The sequence below is a fragment of the Paenibacillus sp. FSL M7-1046 genome, assembly GCF_038007405.1.
GTDB lineage: Bacteria > Bacillota > Bacilli > Paenibacillales > Paenibacillaceae > Paenibacillus_AQ.
On sequence record NZ_JBBOXB010000001.1, the window covers coordinates 1,670,437 to 1,687,945 of the forward strand.

Here is a 17,509-nt window from a genome sequence, read left to right on the forward strand (position 1 = left end):
CCATTATAATTGAGACTAAAATGTGCCGCTATCAGTGCTTTCTTTATGTCCATTTGAGATAAATATCAGTTACAAATGAGATAAGTTGTAATTCTAATAATTATAATTAAGATAATTTACAGCTCTTACTTAAAACACTGTAAGCAAGTAGCAAGTCTAATAACTAAAAGATATGCAGCAATAATTTCTCATCTTCAGTAAAAAATCTTTCGTCAATCGGATGACAAGCTTGACGCGCCGTTAAACATGTGGTCTTGAATTTTTCGTTAGTGAAGGCCTGCATCCATTTTTTTGTATACATATTTCGCATTACAAAACTAACAAATTTCGTTGGCGTCAATATTTTCGAGGTAGCCACTCTGATATTGTTATTATGACCAAAGTGAAAATGTGATATTGAATGTTCTATTGGAGTATATAAACCATAATCATAGTCATATCTAATTGGTGTTACAGAATCCTTTAGTTTAGCTTCTGCAATCTCTTGCTCATACTCGAAGTAAAATTCTTCACCACACTCTTCGTAAGAAAATCCGCATTTAGCCAAGAATTCTTCATAGGTGTCATATTTCCGCGGATTCTCAAAATATGCATACCTCAAATTGCCTTCGTCAATAGTATCTTCTTCAGAGGTACATGAAAACTGGAAGAATGAATCGTCAATCAGTAAAAAGTCAAAGTCCATATTTTTCATTGCCTTTTTATAAATCTCATCATAATTATCAGATTGAAATACTTCCATGAATTCTCTAGAATACTTCCCAAAATCCAAGGTAAATTTTCTAGATTTGTTTACATCCTTTAGTAAATCAGATTCGCTCAACAAATTCTTCGCATCATTAATTGATTTGAGTATGCTCGCTTTATTCATCTTCATTATCCTTATATTCATCATCAGAAAGCAGGTCGTCATCTTGTTCATTTAGGAACTTGATTAATTCTCCTTCAGAAATCCCTTGTTTTTTCAATCCATTTCTTATTTCTCTTAACTTTGCTTTTTTAACACTAATCTCATCTAGATCCCTTTCTATGACATGTGTAGGACGATAGGTGAATTCCAACTGGAATTGATTGTTTTTTACTTCGTTCACTTCACTCCATATGGAGTGCTTTTCTATACCGAGACCACTAATTTTCAGCCATGCTTTAGCCCTGGTAAAGGCTGTAAATACACGGTTTCTCATGTTACGATTATTCTTCTCATGTTCAAGTACATCGCAGCCTACAACAAAAACCATAGGTGCCTCATGTCCTTTTGCTTTATAAACAGTTGATAGAGTCACACAATCATCTTCAGCAAACCCTTTTTGATAATAATTCTCCAAAACATTATTACAATTAATTCCTTTTTCATACAATAGATCACTGATTGCTTTCATATATCTTTTGGCATACTTATCATCAAGTGAAATAATCACAATGTCGTCAGGACGCAAATTATCTTCATGTATTGCTTTATAAATAGAATCACTAACCCATTGGCATTCATCATTCCAATTATCTGCTGAATAAAGTTCGATTATTTCATCCGGATGCTGATATTTTGAAATTGATAGTGGACTGTTCTTAACAGGCCTTTGAATTACCATTAGTTGACCATCAACACAGTTCCCTTCCTTTACAATATATCCGTGATCCTCCCAATGCGAATTGTTTTCTAAAGTCTGAATCAAGGTTTCATTGTATATACCAAACCCAAGGGCATGGGCTGTGACTAAAATTTCCCGGGGATTTCTATAACATTTAGATAGTACAATATCGTTATCCATATCAGGGTGGTTTCTTTGTAGCGTGGCTAAATTGATACCTCTAGCACCAAATTCATTTTTAAATGTTATTTCTGTGTTCTGCATTTTAACATCAAATATATTTTGTAAATTATCATATCCCCAAACTATACAATCATCTTTTACAATCCCTCTACACATTTGATAAAAAGAAGGTTTAAAATCTTGTGCTTCATCAATCAAAACAAAATCATATTCTTGTGCTAGTCTTCCCTTTGTTTCTGCTAAGAGTTTTTCACATATAAAATCAAAAATGTCTTTCCCTTTAGCAAGCCTTTTTGCATCCGAAAAATTTATTGGCATTACGTTATTTCTCTTACAACAATCATAATATACACCGCTAATGTTACTACCACCCCAAGCATGTTTAACATGTATTGCATTATCGAAGTCCGGGAGGTTTCCATCTCCCATAGTTTTATAAAATCTTGTTATTAACAATTGGATATAATCGTATAAACTCTTGGTCATAAAGGTATAGAGTATTTTTTTATCTGGATATTTAAGATGTAATATCGCTGCTTTCATGCACAGGATAATTGTTTTACCCGAACCTGCTAACCCTCTTATTCGTTGTGGGCCTTCTAGTTGAGACAAGGCTGCATACTTTTGTTCTTCATCAAAATTCGCTATTTCTTCTTCCAACTTTTTTAATATGTATGCTTTTGAAGTCTTATCTTCTTTAGCAACTTTTCTTTCTTTTGGTTTAACAATTGCAGTCGAATTGTCAATAATAGAATAAATTTCACGAATCGTTTCTTCCTCAATTGCATCCTCAACAAAATGCTCCATAAAGAAATCATTAATTCCCTTATTAGATAGCAAAACACTCATCTCTAATTCGTCTTGGTCATACTGCTCTTCAAAATTAGGTAGATATAGCGCAGAGGCTAAATTAAACGATAATTCTCTTTTACCAATCTTCATTTTTTTATTTGTGCTTTTTATCAATTTGGAAAATAGTAAATCCTCAATTCTACTCAACTCTTCGGCTAGACTCTCAATTTCTTCACTATCCCTAACTCGATTTATTCCGTTACACTTAAAAAGTAACACACCATGATTTTGACTGATAATCAACAAACTTGGATACTTTATTTCTTCATCCATTTCTCTAATAATAGGATATTGATAATATAAATATGAATCTTCTAATCCCTCAATATTATTTTCCAAATAATCCACAAAGCGTTGAGTAACCGAATCTTGGTAATATTCCTGCGAAAGTATGTTTTTTTTCATTTTTAACTCCTTCTTATAATTAATCATTTTCAATAATTCTCCATTTATATGATCATTTCCTTTCATCATCATTTAATAATAAAAAAAGTGCCACAGTGGCACTTTTACGAGAGAACTCAGGAAAATCTTGATTGAAAATTCATACAAATAAGAAAAATAAGAAAAATTAGAAAAATTCCTATTCAAACTTCGAATCCCACGTAAGCTGATTAGGATCCTCGTAAACAACTGTTTTCTTTTTAGAGGGTGCAGCCCCCCCTACTCTCAATCTCTCCGAGATTGCGTCAACAGCCTGTTTAAATGCCTTATAAGTCATTGGCTTGCATCCCGGTTTTATTTTTTTCAGCATACCTCGGCCAACTTTTTTATCCCACATATAGTAATCACTAAGTTCGGATTGGCTTCCAGCTAATAATGCAGATGAGACTTTATTTTCAACTTCTTTTCTCATTTGATTACCAACACGTGCGGGATAAAGTCCAGGAATAGTTGAACAAACAGAAGCAGCCATTTCTGTTAAAGTGAATGATTCTTGCCCTTCCACAGATAAAGCAGTCAATTCAGTTGCAATTATTTTTATGTACTTAAAGATTGGAGTCTGTCCACTAACTCTGAATACCTCATGAATAAAACTTGGATACTCGATAGGGGAGGAAAATAGTTCAACCAAATCGTCATCTTGAAAAGGTTCCTCGTGCATTATAACTAATGTTGGAGAATTAGAAACCGACATGTGAGTAAAAGAATACGGCGCTGTGTCAAGTTGTATCTTCTCAAGGTTACAATCATTACATACAACTACAATATCATTCGTGTGCGAAGCTGGAACTGCTGAAGAAACGCCTCCAACACTAACCATCTCTTCAGGAGTTAACTTACTATACTTTAATAGTTGTTCCGGCTCAGCACTTCCGCTTTTACATTCAAATGACAACGAGTGATTTTTGAAAGCATTGTTGAGAACAATATCAAACTTGACCTCCCGCACCTTTCCATCTTGCGTTACATCAAATTCCTTCTCAACAAACTCTACATTGTATCCGGCTTCAAAAAATACATTTGGATAATTAGGTATTTTGAACGTCATACTGGCCAAGATATTGACCAAGTCCTGCTCGAGATAAGTCGACTTTGAGCTCATAATCAAGAACCTCCAACGCCGCCATAGCATCAACGTAATGGTTTATATTTGAAAATAAACGGAGCAAAGTATTGGCACACGAGTACTTTGGCATAGAAATGCGCATGTAATTCTCCGTAATCTCAAAAGTTAATTTGTTACCACTATTTCCATGGTGCATATCGACTGCGTATACTCGAAATTGGTTAGGACCAATCTCGTCCTCAACCCCCCACAAACGAAAGGGTTCTTCCCCTGTAAAAATAATATTTATTAATTTTTGAGGGGATACTGTTCTACTGAAATTTATTGTTATTGGATTCCCTGCAAGGCGACCTTCCTCAAATGAAATTCCATAAGTCTCTAGCTTCTCAATAACTTCTGAATATAGTTTGACTAACTCGTATACTATACGGGAGTGCTTTTCGTATGAGTTACCTTTTGCAGTAATTTTCCCATTATACTTAATATCATCTATGATGAATTTGTTGTTATCCTTGCGCTCTTCGCTTTCTCTAAGCACCGACAATCTTGAGACACCCATCATATATTTCAACTCGGAAGTCATGAGAAGACTGAAAAATTGCTGTGCAAAGTGCCGTTTAGCGCTCAAGTTGATATCATGTACATCCTCTAATAAATCATCACCTGTATCTATTATTGACTCTTCAATTGAATCTTGATATGTGACTCCCATCCCCCAAAAACGCCCCAGACTAACAGTCTCCAATAAAAGCGGAACCGGAAGCCATAAACTGTCGAAGCCCTTAGCATTTTGAAACTTATTAATAAAGGGGTCTGTCACTTTAGTTGGTTCGGCTGTGTGAAGAACCACATATCGCTTTGATGTAATATCAATAAAATAATCAGCAGCAACTGTAGAGAGACTAATAAGGTTTTCATCTTTCGTTTCACGGAGAGTGGATTCTGAATCAACTTCTTTAGCTCGTTGCAATATGGAGTTGAGTAGATAATCTCTTGAAACTTGTTCATTAAAAATATGACTTTCTATGACATACGTTTTAATAGCATTATTACCATAACTATACCTACGCTTAGTTTCAAAGTTGGCATAGTTTTTGTTCAATATTTGATCAAAATGGTGTTGCATTGTCGCACGATCATTAATATGATCCATAACCACCACCGCCATTGTTAGTTAATGATATTATATATCCCACGCAAAACAAAAACTATGAGAAATTTACATTTTTTAAGTTTATTCACTACAAATTCAGCTGATCTCCGCCCTGCAACTCCTTATATATTCATTTACTTCTGGAGCTATCCCGCAGAGATAAGATTGTTTAACTTTTAGATGTTTGTAAACGTCCTTAGAAAGGACTTTGTTATTGATATTTTGTGCACACAGGTCATCAATCTTTTTGTACCATTCGTCTTTTCTTTTCTCCAATCGAAACTTCTTCTGCTCTTCCTTCATTTCTTTAATATAAGGAGTATATCCCCATTTTGAAATGGTTGCAGACGTTATCCCTATTTTCAAAGCTATACTCTCTATTGTAATCGTCACATCTGCAGATAAATATTCATCACAATACTGAACAAGTTTTCCCCAACATTCAAGTTTGGGTAGTCGGTCTTTAGCCGGCCTCTTTTGTTGTATTAATCGCCTCATGATATCGGGATGAAGACGATGAATCAGATAATGAAATTTATCATTCCAGCATGACCATTTTTGAATATCAGATATACGCATATTCTTACTTACACCCTCAGCAAAAGATGTCAGTAACTCCTCGTTCACTGTAACTGGCCTAAAATCATATAAACCACGGACGTGTAAGTATGCGACAATTCTCCCACAGGCATTAAGAGAAAACCCAGATGTTCTTTGAAATTCCGCCAGACTCAATGGCTTAAACCTCTGTAAGAAACGATACCCTTTAGCAAAGTAGCTCTTTTCTTTAACTTCCCCATCTTTATCGAAGCCATATTCGCAGCCGCAGTCCAAACATGCCACATGACGTTTTAAGTACGAACCGTCTTTATAGTTCTTCGATAATGTCCCAGTTTTCACAATTGATCTATCTGTTCCATACGATACACACCAAGGCGATAAACAGACTATTTTAAATTTTTTCGAGTTATCTTTAATAACACTTCTTTTGAAAGACATAGGAATACTGATATTTAAAAACTCAGATATACTTATGTTATGATCAAACAGTATTTTTAGTATTTTGTTTAGATGAAGTTTTCGACGTTGCTTTAATGTCCCGCGAGTACACTGCAGAATGGAATCCAAGCGGAGATTATATGAATTTAGAGCACTCTTAATTTTGAAACGGTTATATACCGGGTCTTTACGATTGACAACGTAAAGTAACTTTAATCCAAGTTCCTTCTCATTAGTTGGTGGTAAAGAACTGTCATAAATTAATTCGGCCCAGGCCATTGATGACCACTCTTGTGCGATCATTACATCAGTACTTACTTGACGCTTTAGCCCTCCGCTACTTAAATCCCCATAGCAGTGAGGGCATATACTTGAGTTAAATAATTGATTAACGTTTATCGAGTGCCCACAATGCTGGCAACATTCCTGCAAATAACGGGAATGCTTTGTACAGCAAGTAATTCCATCAATTCTCCATAAAGATCGTATATAAGGCTTCTCACTTAAGCAATCAGGACAGAAGTGAATTTCACTCCGGATAATTCCTTTTAAATAACGAGATGTTTCTGCTATCCCATCATAATTAAATACAAGGTAAAGGTTATTAAATGTACCTTTGTATAGGGTACTGGCCGGAACACTGCAAAGAAATGATAATCGTTCAATATCCAATACCGAGTTTGGTAGTGTGTCTATTAAATGCAAGTCCTCCCTTTGAGGATTTGGCATACCTTGCTTCCTACTTTTATTCCAAAGGGTTAATATGGATATTCCATTTTCCAAAGAAAGGCGTACTAAATAACTGGCTAATGATTCATCTGATTTCGGACATAATTGAATTGAAAACATTCTCACATCACCATTACTGTTTTTCTAACAGTATTTCCAGTAAAGCTAGAAAGAATGCTCTATACTTTACTATTTTTCTGGAAAATCTCAATCTCCTCAATGATCATTTCTTTCAATTTATTGTAACCTAAAACATGAATACGCTCATACCCTAATCTCCTGGCAACCAGTGATACATTGAGTTTAGAATATAATTTATATGTATCAATAATGACATTGCGAATTTCCATTCTCTTGTTGGTATTCTTCACTTGCGTAAGAAATTGATCATATTCGTTAATCATTTTAAGAATGTAGTTAAATAAGCCCGGGAATCGATATTTAATATGATCCCGCCCGTGATTTAGTAATTTATATACGTCTCTAAAAGGAAATTCCTCCTCATTTTCTCTTCGTTTAATAAGTTCATGGTCAAATAATGCTCTTAATCGCCTCTCATGCTTATTTAAGTAACTAGACAATTGCCTTTCCTGATACTTCTTAATTACTTGGACTTGTCCATGACTCCTTAACGTATGTTCAGAGACACTTAGTGTAGCCGCTACTTGTTCTAATGATATATTAATTTCTGAATCTAATAGATTTGCTAGACCTTCTTTCACTTCTTGTTTGAAATTCGCAAATTTTCTCAGCGGTTTTTTTATATTCGGCGGTTTACTGATTAAATGGGTTTGTACAACCCTATCAGCATAGTAATAACTATATGTTACAAGTGACCACCCATACTTTTCTTTGAACTTCTTATATCTAAATTCCGGGTACATTCGCCAATGGATATCTATTTCTTTAAAATAATTAATAGCCTCTCCTTGAACATCATCAAGTTGATTTTCAAATGTTTGATTCATTCGTTCTGGAAACAATTTTCGATAGGTCAGGTATCCAAACACTTCACTGACATAAAATATGTTTTTCTTTAACTTAGAAGCAACTTGGCATCTTGTGAGCCCATCCGAAGCCATCTCTAAAATCCTTGAAATTAGATATATTTGCCCTTGAATTTCTTCCCATTGATTTGTAATAGGATGATAACTGTACTTCATAAAACAGCTGAGACAAGTATAGTAATACGGATACCTTACCCTTCTATCCTGGTACCTGCTGTCTATTCGCTCTTTAGTTAGTTGCATCTTTATGTTTTTCTTCTCATGAGCCAGGCACCATGGTGTTAGGCACTCTGAAGGTGAAAAAAACTCATACTGTTTAATGATTGAATTAATATATTCTAAAGGAACTTCTATAGATGCAAACTCTTTGGCAGTTAACCCAACTGCTCTCATAACAAGTAGTACCTCTTGTACTCTTACTCGCTTAACTAATCGGTTGCTTTTTATCAAAGAAACTAGTGATTTAATTATTCCTATACTAAGATAATTCACTTCCTTTCGACTATATATTTGTTGTTGACCTTGTGCAATGTACAATAACTTTATAGCTAGGTTTTGCTCCATAGACAATCCGCTTTGTTCGTATGCCAACACTTTATTGTCAAAAAGTAAGAATTGCCAATCGTCAAAGTGTTGCTTTTGTTTTTTGTATATATCTTCTTTAACCGAGACCTTTTCATAATCATCAAGCAGAGAGTTGTTACAGCATTGATTCGAACAGTAAGGATCTATTAGTATATTGTCTGAGTAGTTGAAATTTGTATTACAGTGACTACATTCTGATTTAAGCTTCACTTCATGTATAGGGCAGATATCTATCTCTTTAATTTGCCAGATTAACTTGAAGATGTTATCCTCCTTTATACATAAAGGACATATTTTCCGTACCTTGGTTTGAAGAATATCACGAAGCATAGTAGCAGCTGTATCAAACTCTTGATACGAATCACTAAAAAATTTCAAAAAAAACTTTATACTTGTCATATCGTCTAGTTCTTTTTTGGTCACACCGAGAAGAAAAGCCAATCTCTTTCGGTCAAATATATGCAGATCATAATCAAATCTAGAAAACTTAATATGGCTCGTAGATTTTTCATTACTATAACTGACTTCCTTCCATACATCCTTTGCTTCGCAACCGTTAAGCGTAGACATTCTCATAATAAAAGAAGTCAGAGATTCCTCTGACTTTGGTTGGGCACATATTTTAAAAACACCATCGTTTAATACACTCATAGAGAACACCTCATATTCCTGCCGGAGTTGCTAAGTGATCAGAATCCCTATATAAATTGTAGCTGGCCTTAGCGAGTGTGCTTACCGTTAGATGTGCTTTAGACAGATCACTGAAGTCAGGCTCAAATACTCCCAGAAGCCTATATGCCTCAATAATGATGGAATGCAAATAACCAATTCTACCCTGGCAACATTCATGTAGAAATGCTGCTGTTTCCTCACTGTCTAGAAATAAGGGTACGGGTGGTTGAATGGCTTCCTCAATTTTACGTAAGAGCAATCGGAATTTATCATCCAGGATCTCGAATCGGCTAACCGTTTCTCTACCAAATCTTCTGATGTACTCATCCTCCATAGTCCGTAAAACTTCAATCTGAGGTGTCCCCATACACACTAGACATACTTGCCCTTCATTTGTCAGATCCTTGAACATCTCCATGGCTTCCTGGTTATCAAAACGCTTTGAACGTATAATAAAATTCATTTCATCAAATATTATCATTTCAGTTTTTTGAGCTCGCAGAAGTATCAATGCTTGCTCTTTCAAGTAGTTTACCCTTGCATCAGACCTGATAATTGGTGCCCTTAAACTTTTAAGTATCCTTTTGTAAAAATCCACCTGTGTAAATGGATACGGTAACTTTACATGTAAAACCGGCATAACAAGAATGTTCTTATCATCAATCTTATACTCATACGGCGGGTTTCTTTTCATATATCTTTTTCCTATTTGAGTCTTTCCAACTCCAGATAAGCCTGTTAATAACAAATGCCTCGGATCTTCGTTCTGTTTTCCCGCCTTTAAATGCACCCTCATTGAATCAAACCGATCCCATATTCGATCTACTTCTTCATGGCGTATAAAGAGGTCTGCTATGCGTTCTGCGAACTCCGCTACTTCTTTTTTACTCATGGTAGCTCCCCTTTCTTTTTTCCTCAGCTGCAATTGCTGCTAAAAGAAGTTCTTCACGCTTTGATTTTTGCTCCGTTTGGTGTCTATTTTGTTGATCAGCGTACTCATTATTTATACTGATTGAAAGGGAACCATTCATTTTCCGCAGTGTCTTAAGCGTTCTCTTTTGCTTTTGTCCCTCTTCAAGCTCTTTCTTTATTTTTTGAAAGGCCGTATAAACCTGTTTTCTACCTGGAATAGTCTTCATATTTTCCTTTTGCGTTTCTCTATGCTTCTCCATCATTTTTTTATAAGAAAATTGATTCACATTTATTAAATCTTCGTACGGTGGAGAGATACATTTAAGTTCCAGAAACTCCTCTTTTTTAGGGTGTAGCAAGTATATTTTTGAGATATCATCATTATCATATTTAACTACATATTTCACTGTCCTCTTTGCAATAAGATCTTTATCATCCTTGTATTTATAAATTTTATTCTCCCATCTGACTCCATCACGAGTGTATGGCCTTCTTGAGGTCAGTAAGAAATCGATTTTATATTTTCCCTCATCTCGTCGGTCAATCCAGTCCGGATAACCGTCCTCTTGTATGCCAGCTCGATACTTAAGAAGCGGTGTAGGCGTTACAGTATGTAATAAACCTTTATGTCTTTCAATAGGATAAACATCAGTAAGAAATATATTTATAATTCTTCGAATTTGATTCAGTGTAAGACATGCATCGTCCTCTGAATTTATATCTCCCCGCATAACCGGATTACTTTTGGTAGTTCCCAAAAGCTGATGTATTAATTTTGTATTTATTGTCCGGAAAAGTCTTTCAATAACAGCTCCAAAATGCGGAATTTTCACAGGTCTATGCATTATTTCAGATTGTAGTGTTTCATTAACGAGTCGTTTAATGTCAGTCCCTTTAAAATCCAAACCGTTATCAACATAAATAATATTAGGAACTCCAAATGCTTCCCAATCATTTTCAGTACGATATACTGTTTTATTATCTTTAACAAAAACCCCGTGTTGAATAGCCTTACGAACAATATCCATTGAAGGGGGCTCAAATGAAATGTATACACACCATGGCATACGGCTGAAAACATCGATACCCAATGTAATCCAAGGCCTTTCTATTACACCAGTAACTTCATCAATCACCATAAGATCAAGCTTTGTATGATCAACTTGTACAATATCTAAGCAGCCCAATGCATCTCTATCCGCATACCCTCTCGCAACCTCATCGTATATTTTTCTTGCATTTCTTATGTCTCGATAGGTTTCTTTTGCCTTGTCATTAATCCTATTAATAATATTTCTTATAGTTGAATAACTTATTTCTTCTTCACCATTCTGATCACATTTTCTATTTATTCTCTCTTCAATATTTGAAATGGATATACGCTGCTTGGTAAGGTACTCATTTTCGATAACTTCTTTTAAAATTTTTATTTGTCCTTCTGTTTTTCTCACATATAAAGTATCCAGTATAGTTTCAGGATGTTTTGGATCACATATTATAAATTCCATATTATCTTTCCGCCCTGTATAGCCCCTCCCCTTTCGGGATACTAGGCCTTCTAGCCCGCCATTCTCTGTGTTGTTTTCTGCAGTAATGTAATCCCGTTTATATCGCAACAGTGTTGATCTCACAACACCTTGTTTTTTGATAATCCGCTCGAGCAAAGCTTCTTGTGACATGTTATTAATTACTTCACCTGGATACAAAAGGTGGTTAAATTTATCATGAAATTTGTTTAGCGCTCGAGTATTCCCCTCCTTTATTTGGTCTAGTAATATAAGTGGTAAAATCATTTCAAACCTCGCACTAACTTCCTCTCGCTTCTTTTCAGATATAGTAGCAAAAGCTTTGCTGTTTATCTTAACCGTCTTTTGCCTCCGCAATCGTTCCCCCGGCACATAAGTCGGGTGGTTAATTAGGCTAATGACACTCATTTTTTGATCCTCGCCGCCAGGTCGACGAACCCAGACATGTGGCGGATCTATAGCAACAACCTTATGAGATTTTCCGTACAGTGAGAATTCCGAATACACCCTTAAATTACAATTGGGCACTATGAGTTCCTCCTTAGAAACTGATTGGTGAAATATATTTTCCTTGATTAAACATCACTACAGAATTTGAGCTTATAACTTGATTAAAATCAACGGTGAAGATTCCTACTGCAATCAGGTGATTAATTAAAGGAATCAAAGCTAATGGATCTATGTTATCCTTGAACGTTTCAGCCAAAACTCGGATTTGACAGCTCTTTAAGTAAATCAATCTTCTTGCCACTTTTTCTTCCCACTCCGGGTAGTAGTTCCGTTTACGTAAAAATCTTTTTAAGTGCCTAAGGTTTGTAGCATATACATCTGGTAGCTTTTTGGGATAAATGACATCGTATAACCAACCATGCAAACGAGCGAATTCAACACAATAACGATTAACTAATTGCAACTTCTCGTCCTTTCTGGCCTCTTCTTCATTTTCTTTAATTTGGCAAAGAATAGGGACGGATCCGTGCTTAAAAAATAGTACATCAGGAATATGAGTCCACTTTCTTCCATCTTCATTCTCTACAGTAATTTGTACTGGCTGCTCATAATAACGCACTACATCTCTATCTAATTCCAAATAGTAATAAAATAACCGTTCGCCTAGAGATTCGTAGTTTACAGATCTCTTCAATTTCTGGCTGTAATAACTACCAATAATATGTGGGTGGTTATGACTGTTCCGATTATTTATCTTCCTCTTTGGCTTATATAAATCATCTTCTGCGTCCCAATTTGTTTGATATCCCCACTTCACACAAAAACCTCCCACGCATAAAATATCCGTTTTCCGATTTATTTTATTATATTATAGATTATTTCGTCTATTTTTTATACATTGAAACTCCAATTTGCTTTTCCCCCTTCATATGAATGTCTAATTTAATATTCATATGAAATCACTGTTTAACGGTTATAATAGGAAGAAAATATAAGGGAGGGTAAACAGGAACGTGAGTATCGGAGAACGAATTAAGCAAATTAGAAAGTTATACTCAATGAGCCAAGCTACCTTTGCTTCCCATATAGGTATATCGCAAGGTACTTTGAGTGAGATAGAGAGAGGAAAATTCCACCCTTCGGTGGAAACTGTGATTTCAATTAGTAAAGAAATGGGAGTTAAAACTGATTGGCTGTTACGTGGAGATAAAACCTCTGGGAACTTAATCATGCTAGAACCAAACGGGGAGCAATTAACACAAAAAGTATACAATTTAATAAGAGATGCTATTCTTAAAATTTCTGAAGAGATAAAAGAAGATGTTAGAACCGGAGAGCTATCATCAACATTAATTACTGATATTTGGTCTTCTATGTACAACACTTCTTTAACAATTGAAGAAGCTGATTTACTAAATAAGTATCGATTGCTATTACCGAAAGACAAGAAAGAAATCCAAGCAATAATAGCCTTTAAGCATTCTATACACGTAAATTTGTAGTCATATTATCTAATTAATATATTGATTAGATAATATGTCGCTCTTCCTTATTAATCAGGATATCTAAAAAAGTTTTATTCAAAAATATCAAATAAGTATATTTTGTAGAAATAGATACAGAACAGACCATCACTAATTTCGTTTCTGTTAGGATTCTGCCTTAATACATGTCTTTCATCAACAACCATGTACTTTCTAGAGTATCGTAGGTGACTATGTTATTTCACACTTAATAAAACTCACCTCGCAAGTAGATTGAACTTCTGTCTTAACTTTGATGGAAAATCCGAATATTAATTTGAAAAGCTGTTACTAAAAATGCAAGAAACCAGCTATTCGCTTGTGTTTAAATATATATTTTAATCTTTTCAATAAAATACCATAAATATACAATTATTAAAGGAGCGATGCAACGTGAATTACATAGATGAGAATCAAATCAAAAACGAGTTGTCTATAGTTGAAATGAAGAAGCCAATAAAATTTTCGAACAAAGAATATCCCTTACACCAATTAACTGATAAGGAATTCGAGCTTCTACTCTTAGAGTCTTTCCGCAAAAATGGAGCTAAACTTCTTGAATTTGACGACTGTCACTTGGTAGCCGGTACTGGTGATCAAGGCAGAGATATCATAATGATACAAAAAAGTATTACTGTTGGGGTTATTCAATGTAAGAAATATGAATCTATGATTACTAAACCGCAAGCAGTGAAAGAAATTATTAAATTTGTTTTGAATGCACTTCAACAACCTAGAATATATAATTTTAATAACTTGTCTTATTACTTTGCTGTTTCCAAGGGATTTAATCAACCTGCTTCTACCCTATTAGAGCATTTCTCTACACAAATTGAACATGAATTAAAATTAAGAGAGTGGATTCTAGAGGTCCAAAATGAATTTAAGAAAACCAACCTAGATCCATCAGTCAACTTCGAACGCATCCTTGAAACATTAAAAAGTTTGAATGTCAGGAAGCTAACTCCCTATGATATTGCCGGATTGATGGATGCGACAATAATTAGTACCTTTTTTGTCGTTGATAAAGTCATAGACGTTAAGACGTTTCAGGATATGCTTCAAAGACCCAATATGGAGTTAAATGATTTCATGAAACAATATCGTGAAAGCCAAAAAAACAATTTTTCAAGAATTAATTTTTTTGGTTTAGCACTCACAACAAAGCCGCGTGAGGTTCCCTTTGAGAAATTATTTGTTAAGCCTTCTTTACAGAGGTATGGGAAAAAAAACTCGAAGTATTTCTCAACTGATGATAAAAACAAAGTTAATAAATACAACAGAATGGAACTCCCCTTTAGTGTTGAATCAGGTAAAGATGAAAATCTAGTTGATGAAGATTTAAGGACGGTAATCTCCCTCAAAGCTGGATCAGGAAAATCATCCTTTATATTTAATTTATTTAACGATACAACTCTGGATTTTTTTATGAATCAAACGAAACAAGAAAAGTTACAAGTAGAAGAACTCTTAAAATCTAAAAAGAACGTAGTCGTTCTCGGGAAACCTGGCGCTGGAAAGTCGTCACTTGTAAAGCATCTTATGATCCATATTCTTTCGAAACAAAGCGAAGACATCCCTATTCGTGTAGAGCTTCATAAATACAACCATGAGAAAAAACAAGGTTCGATCGGATTCATCGAATATATTTATAATCAGCTTCGTTCTGAGCACCAAATAAACAAGTTAATAAGAGAAGATATTGTGAATTTTTTAACGAATCATCAGGTAATAATTTTCTTCGATGGCATGGATGAAATACTAGATGTTCAGGAACGCATTTCGGTACGCAATGACATCGAAAACATAGTAAATCAATATAAGAGCTTAAAGTGTATTGTTACAAGTCGTTTTGAATCCTATGACGAAGTATTTTTTAACGAACAACAATTTGATTTGTTTGAGGTGAATGACTTTGATGATGAACAGATAAAAGAGTTCGTACACAAATGGTATGAAATCGAGGAATCCAATACGATTCTTCGGCTTAGAGAAGTGAATTCTTGCCTTAAGGAATTACAAGTGATTGAGGATGAATTAAAGCGAAACCCACTTTTACTTACTTTAATTGTAATCTTGTACCGAAATGAATTAGAACTACCGACATCTAAATTAGATGTTTATGAAAGTTGCACCCTTACATTGGTAGATACTCGTGACAACAAAGAGAAAAAACTGAGTATGCATTCACCAATATCGAATAAAATCGCTACATTTTCCTCACTTGCCTATTGGCAATTTAAAAAACTTTTGGATAAAAACCAGACTCCACTCACCTATAAATTGGTTCATATGCACGTGCGCGATTACCTTCTCACCAAAGGAGAGTTCGAATATGAGCATGACGCAGATGTTGTAGCCCAAAACTTCTTAGATTTTGCAAATATTCGGTCCATATATGTTGAGAATAGCTTTACTCATAAGACTTTTTTAGAGTATTTCACTGCTTATTTTGTTTACAGCAGCCTCTTCTCAAAAGGTAAAGTGAATGAATTGCATCTATTTATAGGTGAGAACATCTCATCCTCATCTTGGCATGTTGTTATTGAACTCTTGATATGTAAAATTGATAAAGCACAGGGAGATTTCTCTTTTATAGATAATATTGTAGAAAGACAACTCTCAACAAATGCAGAAGAGGCGACTTTATTTTTCCTACCCCTCTTGAAATATCTGCAAAATATTAGTCCTCGGACGATCAACCATTTGTTTGAACATAGTATTGCAATAACAATTCAGGATGAGATGAGTACAAAAAGCGGAATAATCCGCTCGATAAATAGTCACCTCATGGAATTATCAAAGAATGAGAGATTTGCTGAAAAGTTGACAAAGAAGTTTGATGAATACGAGAGTAACATTTCATCGACGAGGCATCACAATAGTTATAATATCTTTCTTCTCGAAAATGGTATAATTTCATCTTCTCGTTATATCCAAATCGTTACAGAAGAAGAAACACGAGATAAAGTCATGAAAAGTACTCCCTATTTATTTACGCTATTAGCCATTCCACAAATGACAGATGCAAATGCTTATATATCTTTATTAAAAGAATATATCATGGTGTTTAACGAGAAGGCTCTCGAAAAAACACACAAAACTAAATTTGGAAATACTATGTTCCTCGGTTCAGATAGTTTTCATTGGATAACAACCTTTCTTTTCTCAAAAGACTATAGCCATTTTGTTAATACTTTACGGTTACTCATTGATTGTGGAATTAATAGAAGAAGAGTGATCGAGGCTATAAAACAGGATACCGGAACGATTCTAATGTCAAACGAATTACTTCTCTCCAAAATAACCACAGAAACAAACGGGGCAAGAAAACAAATCATAATGACAGCGTTAAAGAAATATTATGCGTACGACTTAGGCAACAACAAGAGTAACGGGCCATTTTACAAGAACACAGGTAAGCGGAGTCGGAGATTCCCTGTGCCCAGATAGCCTATACTAACGATTTCACATTCGAAAAGTATTATTGAATTGGGTTAATTCTTAGCATCTTTCTCATTTGACAATCTTATAATTATCAGAAGAAAACAAAGTATTAGACTAGGGTAACTATATTCCATGCGGATTTTCGAGCTGCCGTACCAACAGATTCCGTAAAATTAGTTTTAGATTAAACCTTAAAATTGAAACAGCGACTGTCAAGGACGAGAAAAACAAAGTCCTAGACTGTCGCTGTTTTATTGAACTAATACTTCCCATTAGTTCAATATAGGGGCAAATAAATATGGCCAGTATCGATATCAATCACATACTCTGATAATCCCCCTCCTCATAATGTGCGAGCAGACACTCAAAGTA

At 34.8% G+C, this 17,509-nt stretch carries 11 protein-coding genes; 2 read left to right on the forward strand and 9 right to left on the reverse strand.

Annotated elements, in window-relative coordinates:
• Positions 1 to 163: 163 nt before the first annotated feature.
• From NYE29_RS07165 to NYE29_RS07205, 9 genes are all read right to left on the reverse strand, one after another.
• Positions 164 to 871 carry a DUF2290 domain-containing protein gene (locus tag NYE29_RS07165; protein ID WP_340895067.1) on the reverse strand — a complete coding sequence of 236 codons (708 nt, stop codon included), beginning with the start codon at positions 869 to 871 and terminating at the stop codon, positions 164 to 166.
• A complete protein-coding gene (locus NYE29_RS07170; protein WP_340895069.1) occupies positions 864 to 3,095 on the reverse strand; it encodes a DEAD/DEAH box helicase in 2,232 nt (743 codons plus the stop codon). Before NYE29_RS07170 ends, NYE29_RS07165 begins: the two co-directional genes overlap by 8 nt.
• A 112-nt stretch (positions 3,096 to 3,207) precedes the next feature.
• Positions 3,208 to 4,116: a hypothetical protein gene (locus NYE29_RS07175; RefSeq protein ID WP_340895071.1), complete on the reverse strand. Its 909-nt coding sequence runs from the start codon at positions 4,114 to 4,116 to the stop codon at positions 3,208 to 3,210.
• Positions 4,097 to 5,287: a hypothetical protein gene (locus NYE29_RS07180; RefSeq protein ID WP_340895073.1), complete on the reverse strand. Its 1,191-nt coding sequence runs from the start codon at positions 5,285 to 5,287 to the stop codon at positions 4,097 to 4,099. Before NYE29_RS07180 ends, NYE29_RS07175 begins: the two co-directional genes overlap by 20 nt.
• Before the next feature lie 96 nt (positions 5,288 to 5,383).
• Positions 5,384 to 7,135 carry a TniQ family protein gene (locus tag NYE29_RS07185; protein WP_340895075.1) on the reverse strand — a complete coding sequence of 584 codons (1,752 nt, stop codon included), beginning with the start codon at positions 7,133 to 7,135 and terminating at the stop codon, positions 5,384 to 5,386.
• A gap of 59 nt (positions 7,136 to 7,194) precedes the next feature.
• Positions 7,195 to 9,258, reverse strand: a complete 2,064-nt coding sequence (locus NYE29_RS07190; protein WP_340895078.1) for a TniQ family protein — start codon at positions 9,256 to 9,258, stop codon at positions 7,195 to 7,197.
• Positions 9,259 to 9,268: 10 nt separating this feature from the next.
• The gene (locus tag NYE29_RS07195; RefSeq protein ID WP_340895080.1) at positions 9,269 to 10,171 is read right to left on the reverse strand and encodes a TniB family NTP-binding protein; all 903 of its coding nucleotides are present in this window, start codon (positions 10,169 to 10,171) and stop codon (positions 9,269 to 9,271) included.
• Positions 10,164 to 12,245, reverse strand: a complete 2,082-nt coding sequence (locus NYE29_RS07200; protein WP_340895083.1) for a hypothetical protein — start codon at positions 12,243 to 12,245, stop codon at positions 10,164 to 10,166. Before NYE29_RS07200 ends, NYE29_RS07195 begins: the two co-directional genes overlap by 8 nt.
• 13 nt (positions 12,246 to 12,258) lie before the next feature.
• Positions 12,259 to 12,984, reverse strand: coding sequence for a TnsA endonuclease N-terminal domain-containing protein (locus tag NYE29_RS07205; RefSeq protein WP_340895085.1), 726 nt, complete (start codon positions 12,982 to 12,984; stop codon positions 12,259 to 12,261).
• A gap of 196 nt (positions 12,985 to 13,180) precedes the next feature.
• Here NYE29_RS07205 and NYE29_RS07210 point away from each other — a divergent pair, with 196 nt between their 5' ends.
• Both NYE29_RS07210 and NYE29_RS07215 read left to right on the forward strand, forming a co-directional pair.
• Positions 13,181 to 13,669 carry a helix-turn-helix domain-containing protein gene (locus NYE29_RS07210; RefSeq protein WP_340895087.1) on the forward strand — a complete coding sequence of 163 codons (489 nt, stop codon included), beginning with the start codon at positions 13,181 to 13,183 and terminating at the stop codon, positions 13,667 to 13,669.
• Between the two features lie 414 nt (positions 13,670 to 14,083).
• Complete coding sequence (locus NYE29_RS07215; RefSeq protein ID WP_340895089.1) at positions 14,084 to 17,143, forward strand: NACHT domain-containing protein; 3,060 nt, start codon at positions 14,084 to 14,086, stop codon at positions 17,141 to 17,143.
• The last annotated feature ends 366 nt before the right edge of the window (positions 17,144 to 17,509 follow it).